The 25,569-nt window shown below is 73.5% G+C and carries 25 protein-coding genes; 8 read left to right on the top strand and 17 right to left on the bottom strand.

Annotated elements, in window-relative coordinates; translation table 11 throughout:
• Positions 1-28: 28 nt before the first annotated feature.
• Positions 29-781 (bottom strand): DUF4232 domain-containing protein, encoded by a 753-nt coding sequence (locus ACIRQH_RS05770; protein WP_404224378.1) that lies wholly within the window; start codon positions 779-781, stop codon positions 29-31.
• A 157-nt stretch (positions 782-938) separates the two neighbouring features.
• Positions 939-2,339, bottom strand: a complete 1,401-nt coding sequence (locus tag ACIRQH_RS05765; protein WP_388931715.1) for a serine/threonine-protein kinase — start codon at positions 2,337-2,339, stop codon at positions 939-941.
• 46 nt (positions 2,340-2,385) lie between these two features.
• Between ACIRQH_RS05765 and ACIRQH_RS05760 the strand changes: the two genes are divergently transcribed.
• Both ACIRQH_RS05760 and ACIRQH_RS05755 read left to right on the top strand, forming a co-directional pair.
• Entirely contained in the window at positions 2,386-2,937 is a 552-nt protein-coding gene (locus ACIRQH_RS05760; protein WP_358819769.1) for an RNA polymerase sigma factor, read from the top strand.
• A gap of 58 nt (positions 2,938-2,995) precedes the next feature.
• Positions 2,996-3,508: an HAD family acid phosphatase gene (locus tag ACIRQH_RS05755; protein ID WP_404224375.1), complete on the top strand. Its 513-nt coding sequence runs from the start codon at positions 2,996-2,998 to the stop codon at positions 3,506-3,508.
• 32 nt (positions 3,509-3,540) lie between these two features.
• Here ACIRQH_RS05755 and ACIRQH_RS05750 read toward each other — a convergent pair whose 3' ends face one another.
• Entirely contained in the window at positions 3,541-3,756 is a 216-nt protein-coding gene (locus ACIRQH_RS05750; protein WP_358819768.1) for a dodecin, read from the bottom strand.
• A 218-nt stretch (positions 3,757-3,974) separates the two neighbouring features.
• On the opposite strand from ACIRQH_RS05750, the gene ACIRQH_RS05745 reads away from it, so the two are divergent.
• The gene (locus tag ACIRQH_RS05745) at positions 3,975-5,237 is read left to right on the top strand and encodes an extracellular solute-binding protein (protein ID WP_404224373.1); all 1,263 of its coding nucleotides are present in this window, start codon (positions 3,975-3,977) and stop codon (positions 5,235-5,237) included.
• Between the two features lie 162 nt (positions 5,238-5,399).
• On the opposite strand, the gene egtD is transcribed toward ACIRQH_RS05745, so the two are convergent.
• From egtD to egtA, 4 genes are read right to left on the bottom strand one after another with little or no spacing between them, the layout of a single operon-like run.
• Complete coding sequence (gene egtD / locus ACIRQH_RS05740) at positions 5,400-6,362, bottom strand: L-histidine N(alpha)-methyltransferase (protein WP_404224371.1); 963 nt, start codon at positions 6,360-6,362, stop codon at positions 5,400-5,402.
• Positions 6,359-7,150: an ergothioneine biosynthesis protein EgtC gene (egtC, locus tag ACIRQH_RS05735; RefSeq protein ID WP_388870897.1), complete on the bottom strand. Its 792-nt coding sequence runs from the start codon at positions 7,148-7,150 to the stop codon at positions 6,359-6,361. The genes egtD and egtC overlap by 4 nt, the downstream gene beginning before the upstream one ends.
• Positions 7,150-8,472 carry an ergothioneine biosynthesis protein EgtB gene (gene egtB, locus ACIRQH_RS05730; RefSeq protein WP_404224369.1) on the bottom strand — a complete coding sequence of 441 codons (1,323 nt, stop codon included), beginning with the start codon at positions 8,470-8,472 and terminating at the stop codon, positions 7,150-7,152. Before egtB ends, egtC begins: the two co-directional genes overlap by 1 nt.
• Entirely contained in the window at positions 8,469-9,830 is a 1,362-nt protein-coding gene (gene egtA / locus ACIRQH_RS05725) for an ergothioneine biosynthesis glutamate--cysteine ligase EgtA (protein ID WP_358819763.1), read from the bottom strand. The genes egtB and egtA overlap by 4 nt, the downstream gene beginning before the upstream one ends.
• Before the next feature lie 257 nt (positions 9,831-10,087).
• Between egtA and ACIRQH_RS05720 the strand changes: the two genes are divergently transcribed.
• The gene (locus ACIRQH_RS05720) at positions 10,088-10,921 is read left to right on the top strand and encodes a TIGR02452 family protein (RefSeq protein WP_358819762.1); all 834 of its coding nucleotides are present in this window, start codon (positions 10,088-10,090) and stop codon (positions 10,919-10,921) included.
• A gap of 30 nt (positions 10,922-10,951) precedes the next feature.
• Here the strand turns inward: ACIRQH_RS05720 and ACIRQH_RS05715 are convergent, their stop codons facing one another.
• The 4 genes from ACIRQH_RS05715 to ACIRQH_RS05700 all read right to left on the bottom strand — a co-directional run bounded on the left by ACIRQH_RS05715 (position 10,952) and on the right by ACIRQH_RS05700 (position 15,030).
• A complete protein-coding gene (locus ACIRQH_RS05715; RefSeq protein WP_358819761.1) occupies positions 10,952-11,398 on the bottom strand; it encodes a type II toxin-antitoxin system PemK/MazF family toxin in 447 nt (148 codons plus the stop codon).
• A gap of 300 nt (positions 11,399-11,698) precedes the next feature.
• Positions 11,699-13,189: an SPFH domain-containing protein gene (locus ACIRQH_RS05710; protein ID WP_358819760.1), complete on the bottom strand. Its 1,491-nt coding sequence runs from the start codon at positions 13,187-13,189 to the stop codon at positions 11,699-11,701.
• A 171-nt stretch (positions 13,190-13,360) separates the two neighbouring features.
• Entirely contained in the window at positions 13,361-13,579 is a 219-nt protein-coding gene (locus tag ACIRQH_RS05705; RefSeq protein ID WP_081220586.1) for a hypothetical protein, read from the bottom strand.
• 26 nt (positions 13,580-13,605) lie between these two features.
• On the bottom strand, positions 13,606-15,030 hold the full coding sequence (locus ACIRQH_RS05700; protein ID WP_388870890.1) for an amidase: 1,425 nt from the start codon (positions 15,028-15,030) through the stop codon (positions 13,606-13,608).
• Between the two features lie 168 nt (positions 15,031-15,198).
• On the opposite strand from ACIRQH_RS05700, the gene ACIRQH_RS05695 reads away from it, so the two are divergent.
• The 3 genes from ACIRQH_RS05695 to ACIRQH_RS05685 all read left to right on the top strand — a co-directional run bounded on the left by ACIRQH_RS05695 (position 15,199) and on the right by ACIRQH_RS05685 (position 19,092).
• Positions 15,199-16,233 (top strand): LacI family DNA-binding transcriptional regulator, encoded by a 1,035-nt coding sequence (locus tag ACIRQH_RS05695; protein ID WP_388870887.1) that lies wholly within the window; start codon positions 15,199-15,201, stop codon positions 16,231-16,233.
• Positions 16,234-16,329: 96 nt separating this feature from the next.
• The gene (locus tag ACIRQH_RS05690) at positions 16,330-17,508 is read left to right on the top strand and encodes a 4-hydroxybenzoate 3-monooxygenase (protein WP_404224365.1); all 1,179 of its coding nucleotides are present in this window, start codon (positions 16,330-16,332) and stop codon (positions 17,506-17,508) included.
• Positions 17,509-17,655: 147 nt separating this feature from the next.
• Positions 17,656-19,092 (top strand): aldehyde dehydrogenase family protein, encoded by a 1,437-nt coding sequence (locus ACIRQH_RS05685; protein WP_388870885.1) that lies wholly within the window; start codon positions 17,656-17,658, stop codon positions 19,090-19,092.
• Positions 19,093-19,209: 117 nt separating this feature from the next.
• Here the strand turns inward: ACIRQH_RS05685 and trxA are convergent, their stop codons facing one another.
• Positions 19,210-19,611, bottom strand: a complete 402-nt coding sequence (gene trxA, locus ACIRQH_RS05680) for a thioredoxin (RefSeq protein WP_358819755.1) — start codon at positions 19,609-19,611, stop codon at positions 19,210-19,212.
• Between the two features lie 120 nt (positions 19,612-19,731).
• Here trxA and ACIRQH_RS05675 point away from each other — a divergent pair, with 120 nt between their 5' ends.
• Positions 19,732-21,165, top strand: coding sequence for a dihydrolipoyl dehydrogenase family protein (locus tag ACIRQH_RS05675; RefSeq protein WP_404224362.1), 1,434 nt, complete (start codon positions 19,732-19,734; stop codon positions 21,163-21,165).
• 108 nt (positions 21,166-21,273) lie between these two features.
• Here ACIRQH_RS05675 and ACIRQH_RS05670 read toward each other — a convergent pair whose 3' ends face one another.
• The 5 genes from ACIRQH_RS05670 to ACIRQH_RS05650 all read right to left on the bottom strand — a co-directional run bounded on the left by ACIRQH_RS05670 (position 21,274) and on the right by ACIRQH_RS05650 (position 25,530).
• Positions 21,274-22,860 carry an ABC-F family ATP-binding cassette domain-containing protein gene (locus tag ACIRQH_RS05670; RefSeq protein WP_404224361.1) on the bottom strand — a complete coding sequence of 529 codons (1,587 nt, stop codon included), beginning with the start codon at positions 22,858-22,860 and terminating at the stop codon, positions 21,274-21,276.
• A gap of 430 nt (positions 22,861-23,290) precedes the next feature.
• Positions 23,291-23,947, bottom strand: a complete 657-nt coding sequence (locus ACIRQH_RS05665; protein ID WP_358815791.1) for a peptide deformylase — start codon at positions 23,945-23,947, stop codon at positions 23,291-23,293.
• Positions 23,948-24,139: 192 nt separating this feature from the next.
• A complete protein-coding gene (locus ACIRQH_RS05660; protein ID WP_404224360.1) occupies positions 24,140-24,487 on the bottom strand; it encodes a tetratricopeptide repeat protein in 348 nt (115 codons plus the stop codon).
• A gap of 51 nt (positions 24,488-24,538) precedes the next feature.
• Positions 24,539-25,018 (bottom strand): MarR family winged helix-turn-helix transcriptional regulator, encoded by a 480-nt coding sequence (locus tag ACIRQH_RS05655; protein WP_388870878.1) that lies wholly within the window; start codon positions 25,016-25,018, stop codon positions 24,539-24,541.
• Positions 25,015-25,530 (bottom strand): MarR family transcriptional regulator, encoded by a 516-nt coding sequence (locus ACIRQH_RS05650; RefSeq protein WP_358815794.1) that lies wholly within the window; start codon positions 25,528-25,530, stop codon positions 25,015-25,017. Before ACIRQH_RS05650 ends, ACIRQH_RS05655 begins: the two co-directional genes overlap by 4 nt.
• Positions 25,531-25,569 lie beyond the last annotated feature (39 nt).

The raw sequence follows: 25,569 nt of genomic DNA, 5'->3' as shown, positions 1-25,569 counted from the left end.
CCGAGGTCCGTGCGGGACCGGGCGACGGTCAGGCGCCGCTGCCGACCCGGACCACCGTGAGGCGGACCGACGAGGAGTTGCCCGACACCGGCACCTTGCCCTGGTTCCACTTGACCGTGAGGGAGTCCTTCTCGTCGGGCGGTGTGACGACCAGCGAGGCGGGGGTCGCCGTGTGGGCGCCGCTGATCTCCGGGTTGGAGAAGGACAGCCCCGCCCAGGCGCTCTGCCCGGGAGCCAGCTTCACGGTCGTCACCGAGTCGGTGGACCGCTGCGGGTCCGGGCCGAGCTGCTTGCCGGACGCGTCGACGAACGCCGCCCCCGGATAGCCGCGCACGGTGCAGGTGCGCCCGGACCGGTTGGTCAGCACGACCGGGAAGTTCTCCTGCCCGGCGCCCGGGTCGTTGCCGCCGACCGAGGCACGCAGTTCGGAGGTGTGGCACCGGCTGCTCGCCGTGGAGGCGTTGCCCGAGGACGCGGTGGCGGAGGCCGACGCGGCGTCCGTCGGGGTGCCCGCCGCGGTGTCGTCCGGAGTGGAGCTCGCGGTGTGGTCGGACGAGCCCGCGGAGCCCGTGTTCGTGCCGGTGTCGCCGGACGCCGGTTCGGCCGTACCGGACAGGCTCTTCGGGGATCCGCTGGGGGTGTCGGTGCCGCAGGCGGTGAGCACGCTCAGCAGCGCCACACCCGCGAGCAGCGCCGCCCGCCGGGCGGTGGGGGAAAGACGGCGTGCGGACACCGCGTCGGGCCGGTCCGTGTCCGCCACCGCGCGCCGGAAGGTCGACATGTCACCACTCCTTGGTCTCTCTTCGTACGGGCCTCTCGCCCGCACGCACGGCGCGTTGTGCCCCGTCACCCTTCTCCGATGCACCTCCGGAGCGAAAAGTTCGCGGGATCGGCCGACGAATTTCGCCGGGCCGGCCCAGCAGCGCCGTCGACGGGACTCAGACCGCCGTCACCCGTACGGAGCCGATCACGCCGTCGACCGCGTCCCGGTCGCCGCTCTCCTGGCGGATCTGTACGTAGACCTGGGGCTGAGCGGCACCGCCCGCCGGGGTGAGCGCCGCCTCGGTGAGGGACCCGGCGTCGCCCCGGCAGTCGTCCCAGGTCCGTATGAGTCCGTGCCAGCGGGCGCCGGAGTACGGGCGGCTGCCGGCGTAATGGCATCCGGTGTGCGCGAGAGCGCGGACCTCGGCGGTCACGTCGCCGTGCTCGCTCAGTCCGACGAAGGCGCCGTCGACGCCGCCCGAACGGAGGTCCTGCCAGCGGGTGAGGTGGTTCGCGACGGCGAGTCCGGGCTCGGTGCCGTCCCGGAGACCCAGCGTCCGCGGATTCCAGCCGGAGTCGCGCACCTGGCCGCCCCAGGACACCGGCACCTGTGCGGAGACCCGCCCGGTACGGTCCTCGACCCGGACGGTCTTCGAACCGGGATCCCGCGTCAGTACGACGGCGGTGACACCGACCGCACCGGCCACGACGACGCCCGTCAGCGCCAGGAGCGCGGTGCGCCGACGGGGCCGGGGCCGGAACCGTCGGGAGGTGTCCGCGGCGGACACCTGGTCGGCCAGCCGCTCGAGTTCCGCCGCGAACCGTGCCGCGGTGGGCCAGCGCCGCTCCCGGTCGGGTTCCATGGCGCGCAGCAGCGCCCGCCGTACGTCCGCCGGGAGGTCCGTGCGGAGCCGGTCGGGCCGCTCCACCTTCCCGGGCGGGCCCGGCACCGCACCGGTGACGAGGTGGTAGCCGAGGGCGCCCAGGCTGTACACGTCGGCCCGGGCGTCGATCCCGGAACCGGGCTGGGCCTGCTCGGGCGGGGTGTAGCCCGCGGAGCCCGCCGCCATGGTGAGCCCGGAGGCCTGGGCCAGGCTCTTCGCCAGCCCGAGGTCCGCCAGCAGCACCCGGTCGGAGCCGCCGGGGGTGGTGCGCAGCAGGACGTTGGACGGCTTGATGTCGCGGTGCACGATGCCCGCCTCGTGCAGGGCCGCCGCGCCCCGTGCCGCCCGTGCCGTCAACCGGAGGGCCTCGGCGACCGGCAGCGGTCCGGCCGCGACCCGGTCGGCGAGGGTGCCGCCGTCCGCGTACTCCATGACGAAGTAGGGCCTGCCGTCCGGGAGTTCACCGATGTCGTAGACCTGCACGACCCGGTTGGAGTCGGCCTTGCGCAGCAGCCGTGCCTCGGCGAGGAACCTCTCCCGGACATCCAGCCGGTCGACCCAGTTGTCGGACAGCACTTTCAGGGCCACGGTGGCGTCGAGGTCGTCGTCGTGGGCGAGCCAGACCACGCCGAAACCGCCGGCGCCCAGGCGCCGGTCCAGACGGTAGCGGCCGATCCGTTCCAGGGAGTGCATGCGACTATCATGCCTGGCCTCTGATCGACTCCGAGGGGAGCATCCAGTGCAGGACGCGGCGGGGACCGAGGAACTCGCGCTGCGGGCGGCCGCCGGTGACCGGGACGCTCTCGACGTGCTGCTCCAGCAGGTCCGGCCCGAGGTCGTGCGGCGCTGCGGACGCTTTCTGCCCTGCCGTGAGGACGCCGAGGAGGCGGCCCAGGACGTGCTCCTGCAGGTGGCCCGGAAGATCACCACGTTCGAGGGCCGCAGCCGTTTCAGCACCTGGCTCCACACGGTCGTCTCCAACTGTGCCCGGCAGAAGTACCGCGAGCTGAAGCGCCGGGCCGCCGAGCGGCCCGAGGAGATCGACGCGGCCCAGCACGTCGACCCCAGGACCACGAGCGTCATCGCCGGCTCCCGGATCGATCTGCTGGAGGCGCTGGAACGGCTGGAGCGCGAACATCCGCACCTGGTCGCGCCGTTGGTGTACCGCGACATCTGCCAGCTGGAGTACGCGGAGGTCGCCGAGCGCGTCGGGATTCCGCTCGGCACGCTCAAGTCCCGCCTGCACGAGGCGCGCAAGCAGGTCAGGCCGTGGCTGGCCGACGCCTCCTGAGGCCGGCCCCGTCGCGAAGGCACGGTCGCCGCGCCGGGCGCGTGGCGCGCTTCGGCCGGTGTCCGGGCTGGTCCGCGTGAAGGAGCAGAACAGCAGACCGCCCCTGGCCGTGTTCGACCTGGACGGCACCCTCGCGGACACCGCGCACCGGCAGCGGTTCCTGGAGAGTGCCCCCCGGGACTGGGACGCGTTCTTCGCGGCGGCCGCGCAGGACCCACCGCTCGCCGAGGGGGTCGCGCTGGCGCTGAGCAGCGCGCGGGAGTGCGAGGTCGTCTATCTGACCGGCCGTCCGGAGCGGTGCCGGCGGGACACGGTGGCCTGGCTGGCCGCCCAGGGCCTGCCCGAGGGCCGTATCTGGATGCGGCGGAACGACGACCGCAGGCCGGCCCGCCGTACCAAGCTGGAGATCCTGCGCCGACTCGCGAGGAACCGGGAGATCCGCGTCCTCGTCGACGACGACGAACTCGTCTGCGAGGACGCGGAACGGGCCGGCTTCAGGGTCGTACGGGCGCGCTGGACCGCCGCGTCACCGGCGTTGCGGGACGCGCAGGAGGGGGAGGGGCGCACCTGACCCGGGAGGCCGTGCGGGGTCCCGGTGACGCGTCAGTCGGCGTCCTCCAGCCGGAACCCGAGCTTCAGGCCGACCTGGTAGTGCTCGACCCGCCCGTTCTCGATCTGGCCCCTGACCTGGGTGACCTCGAACCAGTCGAGGCCGCGCAGGGTCTGCGAGGCGCGGGTGACGCCGTTGCGAATGGCCTGGTCGATGCCTTCATGGGAGGTCCCGACGATCTCGGTGACCCGGTAGGTGTGGTCGGACATGCGGGTGCTCCTCTCCGCCGTGGCGGGAGTGCCACGCGTCATTCCACGGTGCCCCACCCGGTGACGCTGCGCGAGACGGCGGGGCGCCCCGGGTGACGGTGGGCCCTTGACGGACCTCATTGGTCCATACCAAAATCCACACACCCGTACGAGCGCACCAGCTCGTCCCCCCACGCCGGGCCCCTCCCCCCTGTCCGCAAGACAGAACTGGACCCCCCGTGAAATGTCGCCTTTTCGCCGTCGTCTGCGTCAGCGCCTCCCTGCTCACCGCATGCGGCTCCTTGCCGGGAAGCGGCCCGTCACGACACACCGTCACGGTGTGGCTGATGAAGGACAGCGCCTCCAAGGAGTTCCTCGAGCGCTTCACCGAGGACTTCGAGAGCAAGAACAGCGACATCCGCCTCGACATCCGCATCCAGCAGTGGACCGGGATCGGCGACAAGGTCCAGGCGGCGCTGAAACAGGGTGACGCGGACGCGCCCGACGTCATCGAGGTCGGCAACACCCAGGTCGCGCAGTACGTCGACGGCGGCGGACTCGGTGACCTGACCCTGGAGTCGATGCGCGACTGGGGCATGAACGACTGGCTGCCCGGTCTCGCCGAGCCCGGACGGTTCGGCACCCGCCAGTTCGGCGTCCCCTGGTACGCCGCCAACCGTGTCGTCATCTACCGCAAGGACCTGTTCCGGTCCGCCGGCATCGAGGAGCCGCCGAAGACCCGCGAGCAGTGGCTCACCGACACCGAACACCTCAACACCGCCGGGAACCAGGGCATCTACCTCGCGGGCCAGGACTGGTACACCCTCTCCGGGTTCATCTGGGACGAGGGCGGCGACCTCGCCCAGGAGTCGCGCTCAGGGAACTGGACGGGCACCCTCGCGACGCCGGCCGCGCTGCGCGGTATCGAGTTCTACCGGCGCCTCCAGGCACTCGGCGACGGGCCGGTGGACGCCGACGAGGAACACCCGCCGCAGTCGGGGGTGTTCGCGAAGGGACGGGTCGCGCAGATCGTGGCGGTGCCCGGACTCGTCCAGGCCATCGAGCGCACGAACCCGGAGCTCAAGGGCAAGTTGGGGTTCTTCCCCGTTCCCGGCAAGACGGCCGGGAAGCCCGGCGCGGTCTTCACCGGGGGATCCGACCTCGTCGTGCCCGAGAACACCGACGACCGCAGCGGTGCCACCGCCGTCATCGCGGCGCTCGCGGGCGCCAAGTGGCAGACGGAACTGGCCAGGACGATGAACTACGTGCCCAACAAGTCCAAACTCGCGGGGGCCGTGTCCGGCGAGCCGGGTGTGGCCGCCATGGCGGCGGGTGCCGCGCAGGGCCGGGCGACCCCGTCCTCACCCCAGTGGGCCGCCGTCGAGGCGGACAACCCGATCAAGACGGCCATGACGAAGATCCTCGGCGGAGCCGACCCGGCGACGGAGGCACGCAAGGCATCCGACCGCATCACGCGCGTCCTGGCCGTGGACGGCGAGTGAGCGGACGCACGCCGGCGGGACGAGGCGCGACCGGGACGCAGCGCGGACGCGGCGGTGCCTCCCGGTCCTGAGGGTCCGGGAGGCACCACGTGCCGATCCGCGGCCCGTGGGAGTCCGGTTCCGGACCCACGCGGCCGCTCGCCGTCCATGCTGCCCGGAGGGCTACACCGCCGAACTCAGCGACAGCGCGAAGCGGCCCTCCGTGTCCGTCCACCAGTGCGTCAGATCGAAGCTCGCCTCGGCGAGTTCCGCGCGGACGCCCTCCGCGCGGAACTTGGCCGAGATCTCGGTCCGCATCTCCTCGCCCTCCGCGAAGTCGACGGCCAGGTCGAGGGCGGGGATCTTCACGGTCTGCGCGGCACGGGACCGCAGCCGCATCTCGATCCACTCGTGCCCGGCGTCCCAGAGCGCGACGTGCTCGAACGCGTCGAGGTCGAAGTCCGCGCCGAGTTCACGGTCGACGACGCTCAGCACGTTCTTGTTGAACTCGCCCGTCACCCCGGTCGCGTCGTCGTAGGCCGCGACGAGCACCGACGGTTCCTTCACCAGGTCCGTGCCGAGCAACAGCGTGTCCCCGGGGGACAGGAGGGACCGTACGGACGACAGGAACGAGGCACGCTCGGCGGGCAGCAGATTGCCGATGGTGCCCCCGAGGAACGCCACCAGGCGCGGTCCCGGTGTGCCCGGGAGCGTGAGACCGCCGGTGAAGTCGGCGATCAGGGCGTGCACGTTCAGCTCGGGACGCTCCGCGATCAGCGCGTGCCCGGCCTGCGTCAGCGCGCTCTCGCTCACGTCGACGGGGACGTAGGTGTGCAGGTCCGGCAGCGCGTCCAGCAGATGGCGCGTCTTCTCCGAGGAGCCGGAACCCAGCTCGACGAGGGTGCGCGCACCGCTCGCCGCGGCGATCTCGCCCGCCCGCGCGAGCAGGATCTCCCGCTCGGCGCGCGTCGGGTAGTACTCCGGCAGTTCGGTGATCCTCTCGAAGAGCTCGCTGCCGTGCGCGTCGTAGAACCACTTCGGCGGCAGCGTCTTCGGCGTGTGCCCGAGGCCGTGCAGGACGTCGGCGCGCAGCGCCGCCTCGGTCGCGTCCTCGGGAAGGGTGCGGGTCAGCAGGAACGGGCTCACGTACGGGGCTCCTTGCGCTGTGCGGATGCCATGTCGTCGCTCATGTCCTTGAGCGGGGTGAGCAGCACCTCGGTGCGGCTCGCCGTGAGAAGGGTGCGGTCGGGGACCTCCCGCCAGCCCGGGTCGTCGTCGTGCGGCTCGGAGGCCACGACGACGCGACGGCCCGGTTCGGCGAGGTACCAGAGGGTGTCGCCCCAGGCGGTGGCGGCGATGGTCCCGCCGTCGGTGAGCAGCAGGTTGAGGCGCGATCCCGGGGCCGCCTCCGCGACCTCCACGACCGTGTCGGCCAGCGCCTGCCCCTCCGTGTCCCCGGCGCGCAGCCGGTGCAGCACCAGCGCCCACACGAACGCGGAGTCGCAGCGGGCCTCCAGCGACAGCAACTCGGCCGCGGGCAGGCCCGACACGAGCGGGGCGAGGGAGCCGGGCCACCCGAGGACGGCGCCGTTGTGGCTGAACAGCCAGGTGTCCGCGGCGAACGGCGCCGCCGCGGCCTCCCCGTCCGAGCCCGCCACGGTCGCGTCCCGCACCGCGGCGAGCAGCGCCCGCGACCTGACCACGCGGGCCAGGTCGGCGAAGGACGCGTCACCCCAGACGGGTCCGGTGCGCCGGTACCGTGCGGGCACCGGATCGCCCTCGGCGTACCAACCCACGCCGAAACCGTCGGCGTTGACCGTCCCGTGCCGTTGCCGACGGGGCGCCCAGGACTGCCGGAACAGGCTGTGCTCCGGCTCGACGAGGAGCGCCCCGAGCTGTTCCCCGTCACCGAGGAACGCCAGATGACGGCACATCAGGAGGATCCGTCGCGGGCCGTGCGGAACCCGGCGAAGATCTGCCGCCTGATCGGGTAGTCCCAGTTGCGGAACGTGCCCCGGCAGGCCACCTGGTCCACCGCGAACGAACCACCGCGCAGCACCTTGTGGTCGGGCCCGAAGAAGACCTCCGAGTACTCCCGGTAGGGGAAGGCGACGAAACCCGGATACGGCTCCAGGTCACTCGACGTCCACTCCCACACGTCACCGATCAACTGCCGTACGCCGAGCGGTGAGGCGCCCGCCGGATAGCTGCCCACCGGTGCCGGGCGCAGATGACGCTGCCCCAGGTTGGCGTGCTCGGGGGTGGGGTCGGCGTCGCCCCACGGGTAGCGGGTGGAACGGTCGGACACCGGGTCGTGGCGGGCCGCCTTCTCCCACTCCGCCTCGGTCGGCAGCCGCCGGCCCGCCCAGCGGGCGTACGCGTCGGCCTCGTACCAGCACACGTGCAGAACGGGTTCGTCGGGCGGCACGATCTCCGTGACGCCGAAGCGCCGCCGCAGCCACTGCCCGCCCTCGCGCCGCCAGAACAGCGGCGCCTCGATGTCGTGCGCCCGGATGTGGTCCCAGCCCTCCGGCGTCCACCAGCGCGGGTCGCCGTAGCCGCCGTCCGCGATGAAGGCCTCGTAGGCGCCGTTCGTGACCGGTGTCGTGTCGATGTGGAACGAGGGGACCGTACGCCGGTGCGCGGGCCGCTCGTTGTCGAGCGCCCAGGGTTCGGTGGAGGTGCCCATCACGAACGGGCCGCCGGGCACCGGGACTTCGGCCGGCCCGGTGAACGGCGCGACGGGCGCGGGATCCGGAGCGGTCAGGGCGGCGGGACCCTTACGGAGCTGATGGGTGATCAGCATGGTCTCGTCGTGCTGCTGTTCGTGCTGCGCGACCATGCCGAAGGCGAATCCGGCCTCGGTGAGCCGATTGCCCCGGAGCGCGGAACTCTCCAGGACGTCGAGCGCCCGGCCGCGCACCTCCGCCGCGTACGTGCGGGCCTCGGCGGGCGGCAGCAGCGGCAGTTTCGGCCGCTCGGACCGCGCGTGCTCGAACGCGTCGTAGAGCCCGTCGATCTCGGGCCGCAGCGCCTCGCGTCCCGCGACCGCCCGCAGCAGCCACAGCTCCTCCTGGTTGCCGATGTGCGCGAGGTCCCACACCAGCGGGGACATCAGCGGCGAGTGCTGCGCGGTCAGGTCGGGGTCCTCCACGCACGAGGTGAGGAGGGCGGTGCGCTCCCGGGCGGTGACGAGCGCTTCGAGAGCACGCTTCCTGAGCGACTCCGGATCCGTGAGCGAAACGGGGGCGGTCATGAGCTGATGTCCTTCCCATCGAACCGGCCGGACGAGCGGCCGTCGGACCGGGCCTCGGAACGGGCGCCGGACCGGTTGTCGGACCGGCCCTCGTGCTGGGTCCGGTCCGCGCCGAGCAGGTCGTCGGCGGGGCAGCGGCCCCGCGCCACATAGCGGTCGATGAACTCCGCCACCGCGTCCAGGACCTCCGTGGAGGCCCCGAGCCGGGGCAGCGCCTCGTACGCCGCGGCGAAACAGATCGCCGCCGCCTCGCGCAGTTCCGGATCGGCGAGGCCGAGCCGGGCCGCGTCCCGCCACAGCGGGTTGCGGGGCGCCCGGTCCGGGCCCGCCCGCTCCGCGAGCGGCTTCACGGTCCGGTAGGCGACCTCGGCCGCGTTCGGGTCGTCGAAGAGGGCCGCCGTCACCGCGAGGGGCACGATCCAGCCGTTCTCGCCCGGCTGCGCGTCGATCATGCGGAGTTCGAGATGGCCGCGCGGCCGCACCGGCGGGAACAGCGTCGTCATGTGGTAGTCGAGATCCTCCCGGAGCGGCGGCGTGCCGGACCGGGTCCAGTCCCGGAAGGTCATGCCCTCCGGCACGTCCCAGGGGCCCTCGGGCGCCCGGACGCACATCACCGGGGAGTCCAGCACGTGCCGGGCCCAGGAGGCCCGGGGATCGCCGCCCAGGGGCGGCGCGTCGGTGCGGCCGGGGTCCATCGCGGTCCACAGCGACTGGCGCGTGGAGCGCCAGCCCGTGCTCCGCCCCCGGGCCATGGGGGAGTGGGCGAAGGCGGCCACCAGGACCGCGCCGAGCTGGTGCGCGAGCCACCAGCGCCGCCCGTGCCCGAGCGGGCCCGGCTCCTCGTAACCGGCGTCCACGCACACCTGCACGGACGCCGACGTGCACATCATGGCGCGGCCCTCGGGCCCCGCACGGTCGAGACAGCGCTCCATGGCGTCGTACCGGGGCTCATGGAGATAGCGGCTCGGGGGGTTCCAGGGGTCCTGGCCGTAGCCACTGAGGCCGAGGCCCCTCTCGCGCAGAAGCGCGCGGACGGCGTCCAGGTCGGCCGACACGGACCGTACGCACTCCATCAGGGAGGCGGCGGGAGCGGAACTCAGCTCCAGCTGGCCGCCGGGTTCGACGGTGAGCGCCGAACTCAGGGGCACGGCCCGCAGTGCGGCGTACGCCGCTTCGAGACGTTCAGGCGGTACGGGGAGCCGCGGCGCGCGCAGCTCGTGGACGAGCCATTCGACTTCCACACCGAGGAGGCGGGGCGGACCGGTCTTGAAGCAGATGCCATGGACCAGCGCCTCCACCTCGGCCTCGGTGACGGTGGAGCGTCGTCGCTCCGTACAGTCACTCACCGAATCGGACATGTGGGGATCCTCCTGAGATTCCACCATGCCGCCGGCCCGGGGTCTGGTGGGCCGGACCGGCATTGACCCGTCCACCCAAGACCCTCTCGGCGGTTCGCACAAGGGTGCAAAGTTGTCGCTTACGAGACCGGAGTACACCGTTTGCGGGGCCCCGAAACTCTGTTGCGCCGCAGGACCAGCATCGCTCACGATGCGTTCATGGGCACGACGGGGGAGAACACACGGGCCGTGCTCGTGGCGCGTACGGGGGTCACGCCATGAGCGCGCGCCTGCGTGCGATCGCCCGGGAGACCGAGGAGATCGTGGCGGCCGGCGGCTACCGCGGCCCTTCCGGCGGCCGGGTGTCCATCGCCGCCGCCGTCGAGTCGGCCCGGTCCGGGACGGAGCTGCACGGGCCCGAGCCGGTGGAGACACCCTCGGTGACCCCCGGCAGCACGTCGTTCGAGGTCACGGGCGAGAGCAGCCTGGCGGCGGCCCGCCGGCTGACGGCCCTGGGCGACGACCCGGTCTCGGTGCTGAACTTCTCCTCGGCGCGCAATCCGGGCGGCGGCTATCTGAACGGCGCCCAGGCCCAGGAGGAGGCCCTGTGCCGCGCCTCCGCGCTGTACGGCTGCCTGCTGCGGGCCCGGGGGTTCTACGACCATCACCGCGCCCACCGCGACGCGTTCTACACGGACCGTGTCATCCACTCACCCGGCGTACCCGTCTTCCGCGACGACCGGGGCAGGCTCCTCGACGAGCCGTTCCCGGCCGGGTTCCTGACCGCGGCTGCTCCGAACGCGGGCGTCGTGCTGCGGACCGCCCCGGAGCGCGCGGCCGGGCTGCCCCGCGCGCTCGCGGTCCGTGCCGAACGCGTCCTGGAGACCGCCGCCGCCCATGGATACCGCCGTCTGGTGCTAGGTGCCTGGGGCTGCGGGGTCTTCCAGAACGATCCGGCCGAGGTGGCGGCGGCCTTCCGCGGGCTGCTGGTCCGGGGCCGCTTCGACGGGTACTTCGACCACGTGGTGTTCGGCATCCTGGACCGCACGCCGGACCGCGCCACCCACCGTGCTTTCGAGCAGGCGTTCGCCTACGAACTCCGGGGAGTGTGACGGGGCCGTCCGGCGGTCACCTGTCCCCCGTCAGCGCCAGCCGTACCGCTCGCGCAGCCGGTGCACGACGGAGTTGAACCGCATCCGGTCCAGGGCGCACGCCTCGCGGCGCATCCCGTCCTCGTGCAACCGGAGCACCCGGTCGACGGCCACCCACGAGTCCCGGCCCGTCCGGTCCCACGGCCCGCTCCCGATCGCGACCCACTCGCGGTCGCCGTCATGCCGCTTGCTGGAGAGCTGGACCGCCAACAGGGTGCCCGCGGGCTCCCGGGCCACGACCAGCACGGGGCGGTCCTTGCCCCGGCCGTCGTTCTCCTCGAAGGGCACCCACGTCCAGACGATCTCGCCCGGGTCGGGGTCGCCGTCGTGCGCGGGGGAGTACTCGGTCTTCACGGGGCCGACGTCGCGGGCTTCGGCCTCGGTGGTCGCGGTGGGACCGTAGCGGCCGGGGACGTCTTCATCGGTAGAGGCAGTCACGCGGGCCACGGTAGAGCCTGGCCACGGGAGTTCGCCGGGCGGGGCGGTCACCACCGGGCCCCGGCGCCCGCACCGGACGGCCGCCCGGTGCGGCCGGCGGCTCAACTCCCATGCGCAGCGGCACACTTCGCGGGGATCGGGGCTGCCGTACGTCACTGGTCCCGTCGTGCGTCGTCCGGCCCGCCGCAGGTCATCGGCTCAGAGACACGGCGCGGGCGCACCGGAGTCGTCGCTCAACTCCCGTACGCCCGCGTCTCACCTGAGTGATCCCGCTGTCCCGCGCGTCTCAGCGCGTCCGCGTCACCCCTCGTCCTTCTCCACGGGGACCTTCTCGGTGAGCGGCGGCGTGAAGCCGTTGACCCCCGTCGTCCCGCTCCTGGCCGGTGCGCCCTCCGGGCCCATCGTGGCGAGCAACTGGCGGGCCAGGCCGAGCCCCGTGCCGCCCATGGTGAGCGCCTTGGCGAACAGCTCCGACATGCCGTCGGCCCCGTTGAGCAGCACCATGTGGTCCACGTTGCCGAACGCGCTCGCACCCGCCTTGACGATCTCCGGCCAGTTCTCGGCGAGTTGCTGGGCGACCACCGCCTCCTGGTTCTCGGCGAGCGCGGCGGCCCGGGCCTGGATGGCCGCGGCCTCGGCGAGGCCCTGGGCGCGGGTGGACTCCGCGGCGGCGAGCCCCTTGGCCTGGGCCGCTGCCGCCTCCGCCTCACCGGTGGCCCTGGTCGCCAGCGCGGCGGCCGCACCCCGTGCCTTCGTGGCCTCGGCCTCGGCGTTGGCCGCGGCCTTGACCCGGTTCGCCTCGGCCGCGGCGGCCAGTTCGGTCTCCTGGGCCTTGGCCTGCGCGGCCGAGATACGCGCGTCACGCTCGGCCTCGGCGCGGGCCCGCGTCTCGTACGCCTGGGCGTCCGCCGGCTTGCGGACGTCCGCCTGGAGCTGCTGCTCGCGGCGGAGGGCGTCGAGCTCGGCGATCCGGGTCTCCTGCACGACGACGTCCTGCCGGGCCGCGGCGTCCGCGAGCGGTCCGGCCTGCCGTGACTTCGCCGCCGCCTTGTCGCGCTCGGCCTGGTACCCGGCCTGCAGGATCTCGCTGTCCCGGGTCGCCTCCGACATACGGGCCGCGGCCTTCTGCTCGGCCTCGGTGGCGAGACGGTTCGCCTCGGCCTGCGCGATGCGCGCGTCCCGCTGGACGGCGGCGGCGTGCGGCATCGCGAGGTTCTTGATGTACCCGGTCGGGTCCTCGATCTCGTGGATCTGCAGCGAGTCGACGATCAGACCGAGCTTCTCCATCTCCGTCCCGCACGCCGCCCGCGTCTGCCCGGTCAGCTTCTCCCGGTCCCTGATCATTTCCTCGACGGTCAACCCGCCGACGATGGAACGCAGATGACCGGCGAACACGTTGTGCACCCGCTCGGCCATCATCTTCTGCTGGTCGAGGAAGCGGCGGCCCGCGTTGGCGATCGACACGAAGTCGTCGCCCACCTTGAAGATGACCACGCCCCGCACCTTGAGCGGAATGCCCTGGGTGGTCACGCAGTCCACGTGCAACTCGGTCTCGTTGAGGTCGAGCGAGATCTTCCGCACCGCCTGCACGCCCGGCATCACCAGCGTGCCGCGCCCCGTCACGATGCGGAAACCCATGCCCTCCTCGAGGCCTTCGGTCCGATGCTTCGAACCGGAGATGATGAGTGCCTCGTTGGGCTCCGCCACCCGCCACATGAGCTTGAAGACCACGACGATGAAGATCACTGCGAGGACAACCGTCCCCGCTACGACGCCGACAACCATCGGCATACGCCCCCTTGGAATGGTGCCCTCTCGGCACCGAACGAACGGAGTGTGCTCCTCGCCGCCCCCGGGGTACAGAGGCCGGCGAATCCTTGTCGCGTTCTTGACGCCGCCGCCTCTCACCTGGGGCGGGGCGGGCTCAACTGTCGTATGCGCGGCGCAGGAAGGCCGACGGTGTCAGGCGTCGTAGGCGGGCGACACGTACACGGTGCGGGGCGGCAGGTACTCCACGACCATCACCACCGTGCCCCGCTCGATACGGTCCTTCGCGGCGGCCGGGTAGGCGAGGAAGTGCTCGGCGCCGCCGCGTACCCGGACGATCACCTCACCGACGAGCCCGGGTCCGACCGTGCCGGTCACCCGTCCCATCAAACCGACCATCGGCGCGTCGTCCATGACGCCAGGGTAAGGCCGCGACTCCCTCATGCCGCCGGGGAGTCGGCGACGGCCCTGTGCGGAGGCCAGTGGTCGTGCCACCGCTGGTCGTCCTCCAACTGCGCCGCCAGCGACACGAGCAGCGGCTCGCTGTCCGCCGGGCCGAGGAGTTGGGCGCCGACCGGGAGCCCGTCGCCGACGAAACCCGCGGGCACGTTCACGCCCGGCCAGCCGAGGACGTTCCACGGCCACGCGTAGGGGCAGGCGGCGATCATCGCCCGGTCGGTGCCGAGGCCGCCCAGGCCGAGCATGGCTCCGATCCGCGGCGGGGGAGCGGCGGTCGTGGGCGCGAGCAGGACGTCGTACCCCTCGAAGAGCGCGCCGACGCGCCGGTGCAGCAGCGCCTCGGCACGCCGGGCCGCCCGCAGCGGCGCCCCGCCCAGCAGCCGGCCGAGCCGCGCGGCGTCGCGGGTACGCCGGTCGAGGAGTTCGGGGAACGGCGCCTCGCGCACGTGCTCGGCGATGCCGGCCGTGGCCCGCGGGACGAACGCGAGCCCGATCCGTCCGTAGCGCGGCTCCGCCTCCTCCACCGTGTGCCCGAGCCGGGCGAGCCGCTCCGCGAGAGCGACCACCTTCGCCCGTACGGCGGGATCGAGCCGTGCGGGCACCGCCGTGAACGGCGGTTTCAGGGACAGCGCGATGCGCAGCCGGCCCGGGTCGCGGCCCACCGCGTCGTGGACGCGCAGCGCCGCCGGCCGGTGCAGGTCGCCGTGGTGGCTGCCGCTCGCCGCGTCCAGCAGCAGGGCCGCGTCCGCGACGGTGCGGGCGAGCGTGCCGTTGACGGTGATGCCGTGGAACGACTCGGGGCGCGGCCAGGTCGAGATCCGGCCGCGCTGCGGTTTGATGCCGACCAGGTGGGTCCAGGCGGCCGGGATGCGGACGGAGCCCGCGCCGTCCGAACCGAGCGCCGCCGGGACCAGACCCGCGGCGACCGCCGCGGCGGAGCCTCCCGACGAGCCCCCGGGCGTGTGCCCGGTGTGCCAGGGATTGCGGGTCGCGCCGAAGGCCGGGCCCTCGGTGAAGGGCCACTGCCCCAGTTCGCAGGTGTTCGTCTTGCCGATCACGACGGCTCCGGCCACGCGCAGCCGGCGTACCGCCTCGCCGTCCTCGGCCGCCCGGGGGTGGGCGCCGGGGCAGCCGAACGCGGTCGGCTCACCCGCCACGTCCATGTCGTCCTTGACCGCCACCGGCACCCCGAGCAGCGGCCGCCGGCCACCCGCCGCCCGCTCGCGGTCCGCCGCGTCGGCCTCGGCGAGCGCCGCCTCGGCGCGCACCAGCCGGAACGCGTTGAGCGTGGAGCGGCTCGCCTCGATGCGGTCGAGCGCCCGCTCGACCAGCTCGCGCGAGGTCACCTCGCCGTCGGCGAGGGCGCGCGCGCTCTCCGTCAGGCCTGGGGTGCGGTCGAGAGCCATGCGGACACCTCCTGAGGACGTTGTCTACCGAACGGTAACCTCTGCGCGGGCAGAGCGGTACGTGGCGGCCAACGCCCTTTGCGGAAGCGGGAGTTCCGCCCGTCGGACGGTGCCGGGGCGCCCCGGCCCGAAGCGCTGTTCGGGGCTTCTGGAAGGATGCCGTACGTCATGGTGCAGATACCGAAGCAGCCCGCCCAGCCGGCGCCCGCGCAGCGACCCGTGCCGACGAGCGCCGACGTGGCGCGCCTCGCGGGAGTCTCGCGCGCGACCGTCTCGTACGTCCTGAACAACACCAGCGCCGTCCGCATCAGCGAACCCACCCGCCGCCGTGTCCGCGAGGCCGCCGAGGAACTCGGCTACGTCCCGCACGCGGCCGCCCGCAGCCTGCGCGCCGGTCACAGCCGCATGGTCCTGATGCCCGCCCCGGCCGTCCCCGCGGGCCCCCTCTACAACCAGTTCTTCAGCGAGCTCCAGTGGGCCCTCGGGGGGCTCGACTACACCGTCGTGCAGTACGGCAGCGTCGGCCTGCGCGGCGACGAGGCCGCCCGCGCCTGGGCCGAGCTGCGGCCCGTCGCCGTCCTGGTCCCCGGCAGCGGGCTCGGCCCGCAGGGCGTGGCCGTCCTCAAGAGGGCCGGCGCCCGCGCCGTCGTCACGCTGGGCCCCGAGCGCGTCGAGGGCGCCCACGCGCTCCTCATGGACCACGACCGGGTCGGACACGCGGCGGGGGAGCACCTGCTGGCCCGCGGCCGGCGCCGCGTCGGCGTGGTGATACCCGGGGAGGCCGGCCTGGAGATCTTCTCCGTGCCGCGCCTCGACGGTGTCCGGCGGGCACTGCGCGGCACCGACGCGACGGTGACCGAGCTGCCTCTGCCGTACGAGGAGGAGGCCGCCGCCCGGCTCGCGGCCCGCTGGCGTTCGCTGGGCCTCGACGCCGTCTTCGCCTACAACGACGAGTACGCGATGCTCCTGATGCGCGCCCTCCAGGACGAGGGCATCACGGTCCCGGACGAGACCGCCGTCGTCGGCGCCGACGACCTCATGCTCGGCCGGCTGCTCCGGCCCCGGCTGAGCACCGTCCACATCGAGCTGCCCTCCGGCCGTGACCTCGCCGAACTGGTCGACCGGGCCGTCCGTGAACCCGGCGGTGAGCCCGAGACGCACGAGGTGCTGGGCGCACGGGTCGTGCACCGCGCGTCGAGCTGAGAGAGGCTGGGCCTGTTCGCCCGGCCCCCGCGCCGGGACTGGTCCCCTCGAACCCGCCGGAGCTCCGAGCCGGCGGCACCGGACAGCGGAGGCGTCATGCGGACCTCGGTCGGCATCATCGGCGGCGGCCCGGCCGGGCTCCTGCTGGCCCGCCTGCTGCACCGGACGGGGATCGGCTGCGTCGTCCTGGAGAGCAGGAACCGGGCCTACGTGGAGGGGCGCCAGCGGGCCGGCATGCTCGAGCAGGGCACCGTCGACGCACTGCGCGCCTGCGGAGTGGGTGACCGGCTGGACGCCGAGGGCCTGGTGCACCGGGGCATCGAGCTGCGCTTCGAGGGCGAGCGCCACCACATCGACTTCCCCGGCCTCACCGGCGGCCGTACCGTCACCATCTACGCGCAGACGGAGATCGTGAAGGATCTCGTCGCCCTCCAACTCGACGACGGACCACCCCTGTTGTTCGAGGCGCGGGCGCTCGCCGTGGACGGGGCGGAGGGCGACGAGCCGCGCGTGCGGTTCCTGCACGAGGGGCGCGAGCGGACCTTGAACTGCGACTACGTGGTGGGCTGCGACGGTTCCCACGGCGTCGCGAGCGCCGCGTTGCCGGCCGGGACGAGCCGCTCGTACGCGCACGACTACCCGTACTCCTGGCTGGGGATCCTCGCCGATGTGCCGCCGTCCTGCGAGGAGTTGATCTACGCCCGGGGTGAAGGCGGCTTCGCCCTGCACAGCATGCGCTCCCCGTCCGTGTCGCGCCTCTACCTCCAGGTCCCGAACGGCACCGACCCCGCGGACTGGCCCGACGGGCGGGTCTGGGACGAACTGGCCGCGCGCTTCGCCGTCGAGGGGGACTGGCGACTGGAGCGCGGTCCCGTCACCGCCAAGTCGGTCACGCCCATGCGCAGTCTGGTCCGCGAACCGATGCGCCACGGACGGCTGTTCCTCGCCGGGGACGCCGCCCACATCGTGCCGCCGACCGGCGCCAAGGGGCTCAACCTCGCGGTGTCCGACGTACGGGTCCTCGCGCAGGGCTTCGCCGAACTGCACCGCTCGGGATCCTCCCGGCTGCTCGACCGCTACTCCGAGGTGGCGCTCACACGGGTGTGGCACGCCACCCGTTTCTCGTACGACATGACTAAGATGTTGCACGCTCAACCAGATGGCGACGCCTTCGAACACCGGATGCAGCTCGCGCGGCTGCGCCGGATCACGGCGTCCCGCACCGCGGCCGCCGAACTGGCCGCCCAGTACACGGGACTTCCGCTCACGTTGTGAGCCGCGTCGGAGGCCCCGCGCCGAGCCCCGTGCCCGGACGCCGGCCCCGGCAGGCCGGGACCGGAAGCCCGGCAGACCACGAGCCGTATCACCGCCGAACCATCCGCAGCACCCAGCGTGTGATCAGGGAACGATCGGAGAGCCGACATGCCGCTGCTCGACCCCACGACCTGGCAGACCCGCCCGCTCTCGGGCGGTGAGCACACCGTCACCGAGCCCGCCACCGGCGAGCGTCTCGGCGCCGTCACACTCGCCGCCGCCGACGACGTCGCCACGGCCGCCCGGGCCGCCGACGCGGCCCGCACCGCGTGGGCCGGTGCCCCGCACTTCGTGCGTGCCGCCGTGCTGCGCAAGGCCGGGGACCTCTTCGCCGCGCACGCCGACGAACTGCGCACATGGATCGTGCGCGAGTCCGGTTCCATCCCCGGCAAGGCGGACTTCGAACTGCACGTCGCCGCCCAGGAGTGCTACGAGGCGGCCGCCCTCGCCTCCCGCCCGACCGGCCAGGTCCTGCCCTCGGAGGCCCCGCGTCTGTCGTACACGCGGCGCGTCCCGGTCGGTGTGGTGGGCGTGATCGCGCCCTTCAACGCGCCGCTGATCCTCTCGATCCGCTCGGTCGCCCCGGCGCTCGCGCTCGGCAACGGCGTGGTCCTCAAGCCGGATCCCCGGACCGCCGTGTGCGGCGGTCTCGCGCTCGCCGCAGTCTTCGCCGAGGCGGGGCTCCCCGACGGGCTGCTGCAGGTCCTGCCCGGCGGCGCCGAGGTCGGTCAGGCGCTGGTCGCCGACCCGCTCGTCCCGGTCATCTCCTTCACCGGTTCGACCGGCGCCGGCCGTGCGGTCGGGGAGGCGGCCGGCCGTCATCTCAAGCGCGCCCACCTCGAACTGGGCGGCAACTCGGCCCTGGTCGTCCTCGCGGACGCCGACCTCGACGCCGTCATCTCCACGGCCGCCTGGGGCTCGTTCTTCCATCAGGGCCAGATCTGCATGACGACCGGCCGCCACCTGGTCCACGCCTCGTTGTACGAGGAGTACGTCGAACGGCTCGCGGCGAAGGCCGACTCACTGGCCGTCGGCGACCCCTACCGCGAGCAGGTGCACCTCGGCCCCATCATCGACGACGCCCAACTCGCCAAGATCCGGGGGCTGGTGGAGGCCAGCACGGCGCGCGGCGCGAAGCTGGCGGCGGGCGGGGAGCACGACCGGCTCTTCTACCGGCCGACCGTGCTGGCGGGGGTCGACGACACGACGCCCGCGTACGCGGAGGAGGTCTTCGGACCGGTCGCGCCGGTCCGCTCCTTCGACACCCTCGACGAGGCCGCGGCCCTCGCCTCCGCGGGACCGTACGGTCTCTCGCTGGGCATCGTCACCCGCGACACCACGCGCGGGCTCGAACTCGCCGACCGCATCCCCACCGGGATCGCCCACATCAACGACCAGACCGTCAACGACGAGGCCGTCGCGCCCTTCGGCGGGACCGCCGCCTCGGGAACCGGCGCCCGCTTCGGCGGCGACGCCAACCTGGAGGCGTTCACCGACGTCCGCTGGACGACGGTGCGCGGGGACGTGGCCGGGTATCCGTTCTAGGCACTCCCGGGCCCGTCGGTGCCGGGCGCCTCGCGGCTCACCGAGAGCGTCCGGACGCCGCGCGGACACGGCTCGTCACCCGGCGCCGCCGCCGGGTGACGCCGTGCCCGCTTCAGATCACTCGCCGGCCTGGGCCTGCTGACCCTCGGCCGCCGCGGCCTGCTGGGCCGCGACCGACTTGCGGACCTCGTCCATGTCGAGCTTCCGGGCCTGCCCGATCACGTCCTCCAGTGCCTCCGCGGGGAGCGCGCCGGGCTGCGCGAAGATCGCGACCTGGTCGCGCACGATCATCAGGGTCGGGATGGACTGGATGTCGAAGGCGGCGGCGAGCTCCGGCTGTGCCTCGGTGTCGACCTTGGCGAAGACCAGATCCGGGTTCGCGTCGGCTGCCTTCTCGTAGACCGGCGCGAACTGACGGCACGGCCCGCACCAGGACGCCCAGAAGTCGATCAGGACGAACTCGTTGTCCGTGACCGTCTGGTCGAAGTTCTCCTTGGTGAGCTCCACGGTGCTGCTCATGCGATATTCCCTCTTCCTCACGTCCGGCTCATGCCGGTTTGCACAACGCCACCCACCGGGGGCGTATTCCGCGCCCGTACCCGTGTGGCCACGGCGCACACCAGCAACCAGACTGACCCCATGACGGAAACGGAATCCATCGCCTACGACGTCGTGGTGCTCGGTGCCGGGCCCGTGGGGGAGAACGTGGCCGACCGCGCTCGCGCGGCCGGCCTCTCCACCGCGGTCGTGGAGAGCGAACTGGTCGGCGGCGAGTGCTCGTACTGGGCGTGCATGCCCAGCAAGGCCCTGCTGCGCCCTGCCATCGCCCGCGCCGACGCCCGCCGCGTACCCGGCCTCGCCCAGGCCGTACAGGGCCCCCTCGACGCCCTCGCGGTGCTCGCCCACCGCGACTGGTTCACCTCGGACTGGAAGGACGACGGCCAGATCGGCTGGCTGGACGGCATCGGAGCGGTCCTGTACCGCGGCCGAGGCCGCCTGGCCGGTCCCCGCACGGTGACGGTCGACGGCCCCGACGGCACCCGGACGACGCTCACGGCCCGGCACGCGGTCGCCGTGTGCACCGGCACCCGCGCCCTCCTGCCCGACCTGCCCGGACTCGACCAGGTCAAGCCGTGGACGAGCCGCGAGGCCACCAGCGCGCACGCCGTGCCCGGGAGGCTGATCGTGGTCGGCGGCGGCGTGGTCGCCGCCGAGATGGCCACGGCCTGGCAGGCCCTCGGCTCCCGGGTCACCCTTCTCGTCCGCGGCAAGGGCCTGCTGCCCCGCATGGAGCCCTTCGCCGGTGAGCTGGTCGCCGAGGCGCTGACCGAGGCGGGCGCGGACGTGCGCACCGGCGTCTCCGTGACCGCCGTGTCCCGCGAGGGCTCGACGGTCGTCGCGCTCACGGACACCGGCGACCGCATCGAGGCCGACGAGATCCTCTTCGCCACCGGCCGGGCGCCCCGCACCGACGACCTCGGCCTCGACACCGTCGGCCTGGAGGACGGCACGTGGCTGGAGGTCGACGACAGCCTCCGCGTCGTAGGCAGCGAGTGGCTGTACGCCGTCGGGGACGTCAACCACCGTGCCCTGCTCACCCACCAGGGCAAGTACCAGGCCCGGATCGCGGGCGCCGCCATCGCCGCCCGCGCCGCCGGGGTGCCGCTGCTGGAGACCGACCCGTGGGGCGCGCACGCCGCGACCGCGGACCACGCCGGCGTCCCGCAGGTCGTCTTCACCGACCCGGAGGCGGCGGCCGTCGGCCTGTCCCTCGCGGAGGCGGAACAGGCGGGTCACCGCGTCCGGGCCGTCGACGTCGACATGTCCTCGGTGGCCGGCGCGGGCCTCTACGCCGACGGCTACCGCGGCAAGGCCCGCATGATCGTCGACATCAACCGCGAGGTCGTCCTCGGCCTCACCCTGGTCGGCCCCGGCGTCGGCGAACTGATCCACTCCGCGACCGTCGCCGTCGTCGGCGAGGTCCCGATCAGCCGCCTCTGGCACGCCGTCCCGTCCTACCCGACGGTCAGCGAGGTCTGGCTGCGCCTCCTGGAGGCTTACCGGGACGCCTGAGCGGGCCGGCCCGCCGGGGGGACGACCCGCGGCGCGGGCCACGGACCGAGAGGCCGGGTGGCACACGGTGTGCCACCCGGCCCGCCGCTGTCCCCGGAGCGCCCGACGTCAGGCGAGGGAGACCAACTCCCGGTACTCCTCGCTCCACAGGTCCTCGTCCGCGTCAGGGAGCAGCAGCACCCGGTCCGGACGCAGCGCGTCGACGGCACCCTCGTCGTGGGTGACCATGACGAGGGCGCCCGGGTACGTGGCCACCGCGGCCAGGACCTCCGCACGGGAGGCCGGGTCGAGGTTGTTGGTCGGCTCGTCGAGCAGGAGCACGTTCGCACCGGAGTGGACGAGGCCGGCCAGCGCGAGCCGAGTCTTCTCGCCGCCGGAGAGGACCTCGACGCGCTTGTCGGCGTCGTCCCCCGTGAACAGGAACGAGCCGAGCACCCGGCGCACCTCGCCGTCGGTCAGGTGCGGCGCGGCGGTGGCCAGGTGCGCGCGGACCGTACCCGCGGGGTCGAGCGTGTCGTGCTCCTGTGCGAAGTAGCCGAGACGCAGGCCAGGCCCGGGCACCACGCGCCCGCTGTCCGGGCGGTCGTGGCCGGCGAGCAGACGGAGCAGCGTGGTCTTGCCCGAGCCGTTCGGGCCGAGGACCACCAGACGGCTGGCCCGGTCCACGGCCAGGTCGACCCCGTCGAGGACGCGCAGATCGCCGTACGACCTCGTCAGCGCCACGGCGCCGAGCGGCATCCGTCCGCAGGGCGCGGGCTCGGGGAGCCGGATCCGGGCCACCTTCTCCGTCCGCCGGACCGGTTCGAGCCCGGAGAGCAGACGGTCGGCGCGGCGGGCCATGTTCTTCGCCGCCACGGCCGTCGAGACACGGGCGCGCATCCTGTCGGCCTGCGCGTGCAGGGACGCCGCCTTGCGCTCGGCGTTCGCCCGTTCCCGGGTCCGGCGCCGCTCGTCGGCGTCGCGCTGCGCGAGGTAGGCCGCCCAGCCGGTGTTGTGCGCGTCGAGCGTGGCGCGGCGCGCGTCCAGGTGGAAGACGCGGTTGACGACGTCGGAGATCAGCGAGGTGTCGTGACTGATGAGGACGAGCCCGCCCTGATGGCCGCTCAGGAACCCGCGCAGCCAGGCGACCGAGTCGGCGTCCAGATGGTTCGTCGGCTCGTCGAGGAGCAGGATTCCGTCGTCGGCGAAGAGGATGCGGGCCAGCTCGACGCGGCGCCGCTGGCCCCCGGACAGGGTGCCGATCGGCCGGCCCGTCACCCCGGCCGGCAGGCCGAGGCCCGCGGCGACCCGGGCCGCCTCGGCCTCGGCCGCGTAGCCGCCGCGTGCCTGGAACTCGGCCTCGGCGCGCACGTAGGCGTTCATCGCGCGCTCGGATCCGTCGGCCATGGCGGTCTCGGCCGATCGCAGCGCGTGTACGGCACGGTCGAGTCCCCGCGCCGACAGGAGCCGGTCGGTGACCGTGACCGACGGATCCGCGGCGCGCGGATCCTGGGGGAGGTATCCGACCGCACCGGTGCGGGAGACCGTTCCGGCGGCGGGCCTCGCCTGCCCGGCGAGGGTGTTCAGCAGGGTGGTCTTGCCCGCGCCGTTTCGGCCGACCAGGCCGATGCGGTCGCCGGGGGAGACGTGGAAGGACAGGTCGGACAGCAGCAGACGGGCGCCGACGCGCACGTCGACACCGCGAACGGTGATCATGGGGGAACGCTCCAGGGATCAATCAGCACGAGGACACACGGGTGGCGTGGAAGCGGGTCCTGTAGCTAAGAGATGCGGGGCGTGGACATGCGGTCAGGGTAGCCGGAGCGCTGTTCGCAGCGCCTCCGAATTAGGGGGCGGGGCCGCCTGCGCGTCACGTGCTTGTGTCCCTTCGCATTCCGGCCGCGGTGGTCTCCGCGTCACCGGGGGTGAGCTCGGGACCACGAGGGCCGGGCACGGGCGGCCGGCCTCCCGTGCCGCTGCTCACGGAAGCCCGGTCGCAGCGTCGCGGGCCCGGTGAGCCACAGGTCCGCTCGTGCGCGCGGCCCCGCCGCCCCAGGGAGCCGACCCCGCCCGCGCAGCTTCCGGCGGGCGGCACCGGCCCTCGCCCGAGCAGGTATCCGGCGGGCGGCGCCCCGGCCCGTCCGCTCTATCCCGGGAGTGTGAACCCCAGCTCCTGAGCGGCTCGTTCCGGTGTCGGCTGGCCCCAGAGTTCCGCCGCCGCCCAGTTCGAGGACAGGCTGCGCGGTTCCGCGCGGTCGAGGTAGAGCGTTCCGTCCAGGTGGTCCGTCTCGTGCTGGACGATACGGGCCGGCCAGCCACGGAACACCTCGTCGACCGGCAGCCCCCGCTCGTCCCACGCGGTCAGCCGCACCTCCACGGGACGGGCCACCACGGCCTGGTAACCGGGAACGCTCAGGCAGCCCTCGAAGAACGCGGCACGGGCCGCGCCGACCCCCTCGTACGACGGGTTGACCAGCACCCGGAACGGCTGCGGCACCCGTGCGCGAGCGAGGCGGATCTCCTCCGGGACCGGCGCCGGGTCCTCGATGACGGCGAGCCGCAGCGGCACCCCCACCTGCGGCGCCGCGAGGCCGACGCCCGGTGCCGCGTGCATCGTGGCGCGCAGGGCGGCCACGAACCGGGCCAGCAGGCCCTGGTCGAGCTGCCCGTCGAACGGCTGGGCCGCCATGCGCAGTACGGGGTCCCCGGCCCCGAAGATCGGCAACGGACCTTCGTGTTCGAGGAGTTCCTCGACCAGGTCGCTGAGGGTGCGGGAGGCGCTGGAGTCACGTTCGGATGCCATCGCGCCAGGATGCCAAGCCGGCTCGCTGCGATCGAGGCGGCGCCGGGCGAGTCCCGCAACTTCTCGGGACGCCCGGTGCCTTCGAGGTGAGCGCGGGCCCTTCGAGACGGGCGCGGCCGTTCCGCGGCCGGACACACCGGAGGGCCGGTCACCGAAGTGACCGGCCCTCCCGGCGGATTGCGGCGGAGCGGATCAGACCTGCGGGAAGTCGCCCGCGAGCGCCGACGCGATCCGCAGGTGCGACGCCGCCTCCGCGTGCCGCCCCTGACGCTCCAGCGTGCGCCCCAGCATGAGGCGGGCGTAGTGCTCGACCGGGTCGATCTCCACGAGCGCACGCAACTCGGTCTCGGCGCGGCGCAGTTGGGCCGAGTGGTAGTAGGAGCGGGCCAGCAGCAGCCGGGGCCCCACCTGTTCCGGGGTCTCCTCGACCAGCCCGTCCAGCACCCGCGCCGCCGCGGCGTAGTCCTTGGCGTCGAAGAACAGCTGGCCCCGCTCCCAGCGCTCCGCGGCCGTTCCGTGGTCGTAGTACGTCATGTCCACTGCTGACCTCCTTCGACGCTCCACAACCGCTCCGGTTGGTTGAATATTCCACTACCTGATGCGGTCGGCCGCCTGTGCCGCGGCCGACTCCGCGTCGGCCCGCTCGGTGACGAGGGCCAGGACCCGCCCGGCCGTCGCGAGGTCCTCGGCGGGGATCCCCGCGTACAGCCGGGCCGCGATCGCGTTGCCCGCGGTGCGGATCGAGTCGAAGAGTTCGTGCCCGGCGTCGGTGAGGGACACCCGTTCGGCGCTCGGCTCCGCCAGGAGCTCACGCGCCGTCATCTCCTCGACGGTCGCGCGGGCCGCCGACTCCTCGATCTTCAGCGCGCCGGTCAGTCGGCCCACCAGCCACGCGCGCTCGACGCTCCCACCGCTGTCGGAGACGGCGCGCAGGGCCACGGACTGGTTGAAGCTGGTGCCGCTGTGCGCCAGCACCCGCTCCAGGGCGGCGCGGCTCGCGTAGTGGGCCAGGCCGATGACCTGGCCGTTGACGGGGAGGGCGGCGGGAGTGGACGGAACGGAGGTGCTCATGGCTGCTCCTTGGAAGAGGTCGCGTCCGAAGCCGCTCCGGCTCCGGCGTGCGGATCGAGCGGTACGTCGAGCAGGGTGGCCAGCTCGCGGCTGAACGCACGGGTGCGGTCCCCCGAGAGGCCGCCCAGGGGGGCGAGAAGCTGTTCCAGCAGGCCCTGGACCACGGTGATCGCGCGGCGGGTGGTCTCGCGTCCCTCCTCGGTGAGGGACAGCTGCACCGCCCGGGGGTCCGCCGGGTCGCGTGTGCGGTCGACGATGCCGGCGGCCTCCAGGGACCGGGCCAGCTTCGAGACGTAGAGCGGTTCGAGTCCGGTGTGGTCGGCGAGCCGGCGCTGGCTGGGTCGCACACCGTCCCGGTGCATGCCGTACAGCGACGCGACCAGCGAGTACTGCGCGTGCGTCAGGCCCAGCGGGCCCACCGCCCGGTCGACCGCGACCCGCCACTTCATCGACAGGCGCCAGACGAGGAAACCGGGCGTCGCGTTCTCGGAAACCGACTTCGCTGAACTCATGAGAGAAACCATACATGGCTACTATGTACATGGCTACTA

Source organism: Streptomyces sp. NPDC102279 (assembly GCF_044766365.1).
GTDB lineage: Bacteria > Actinomycetota > Actinomycetes > Streptomycetales > Streptomycetaceae > Streptomyces.
This window is presented reverse-complemented; position numbering and strand designations above follow the sequence as displayed.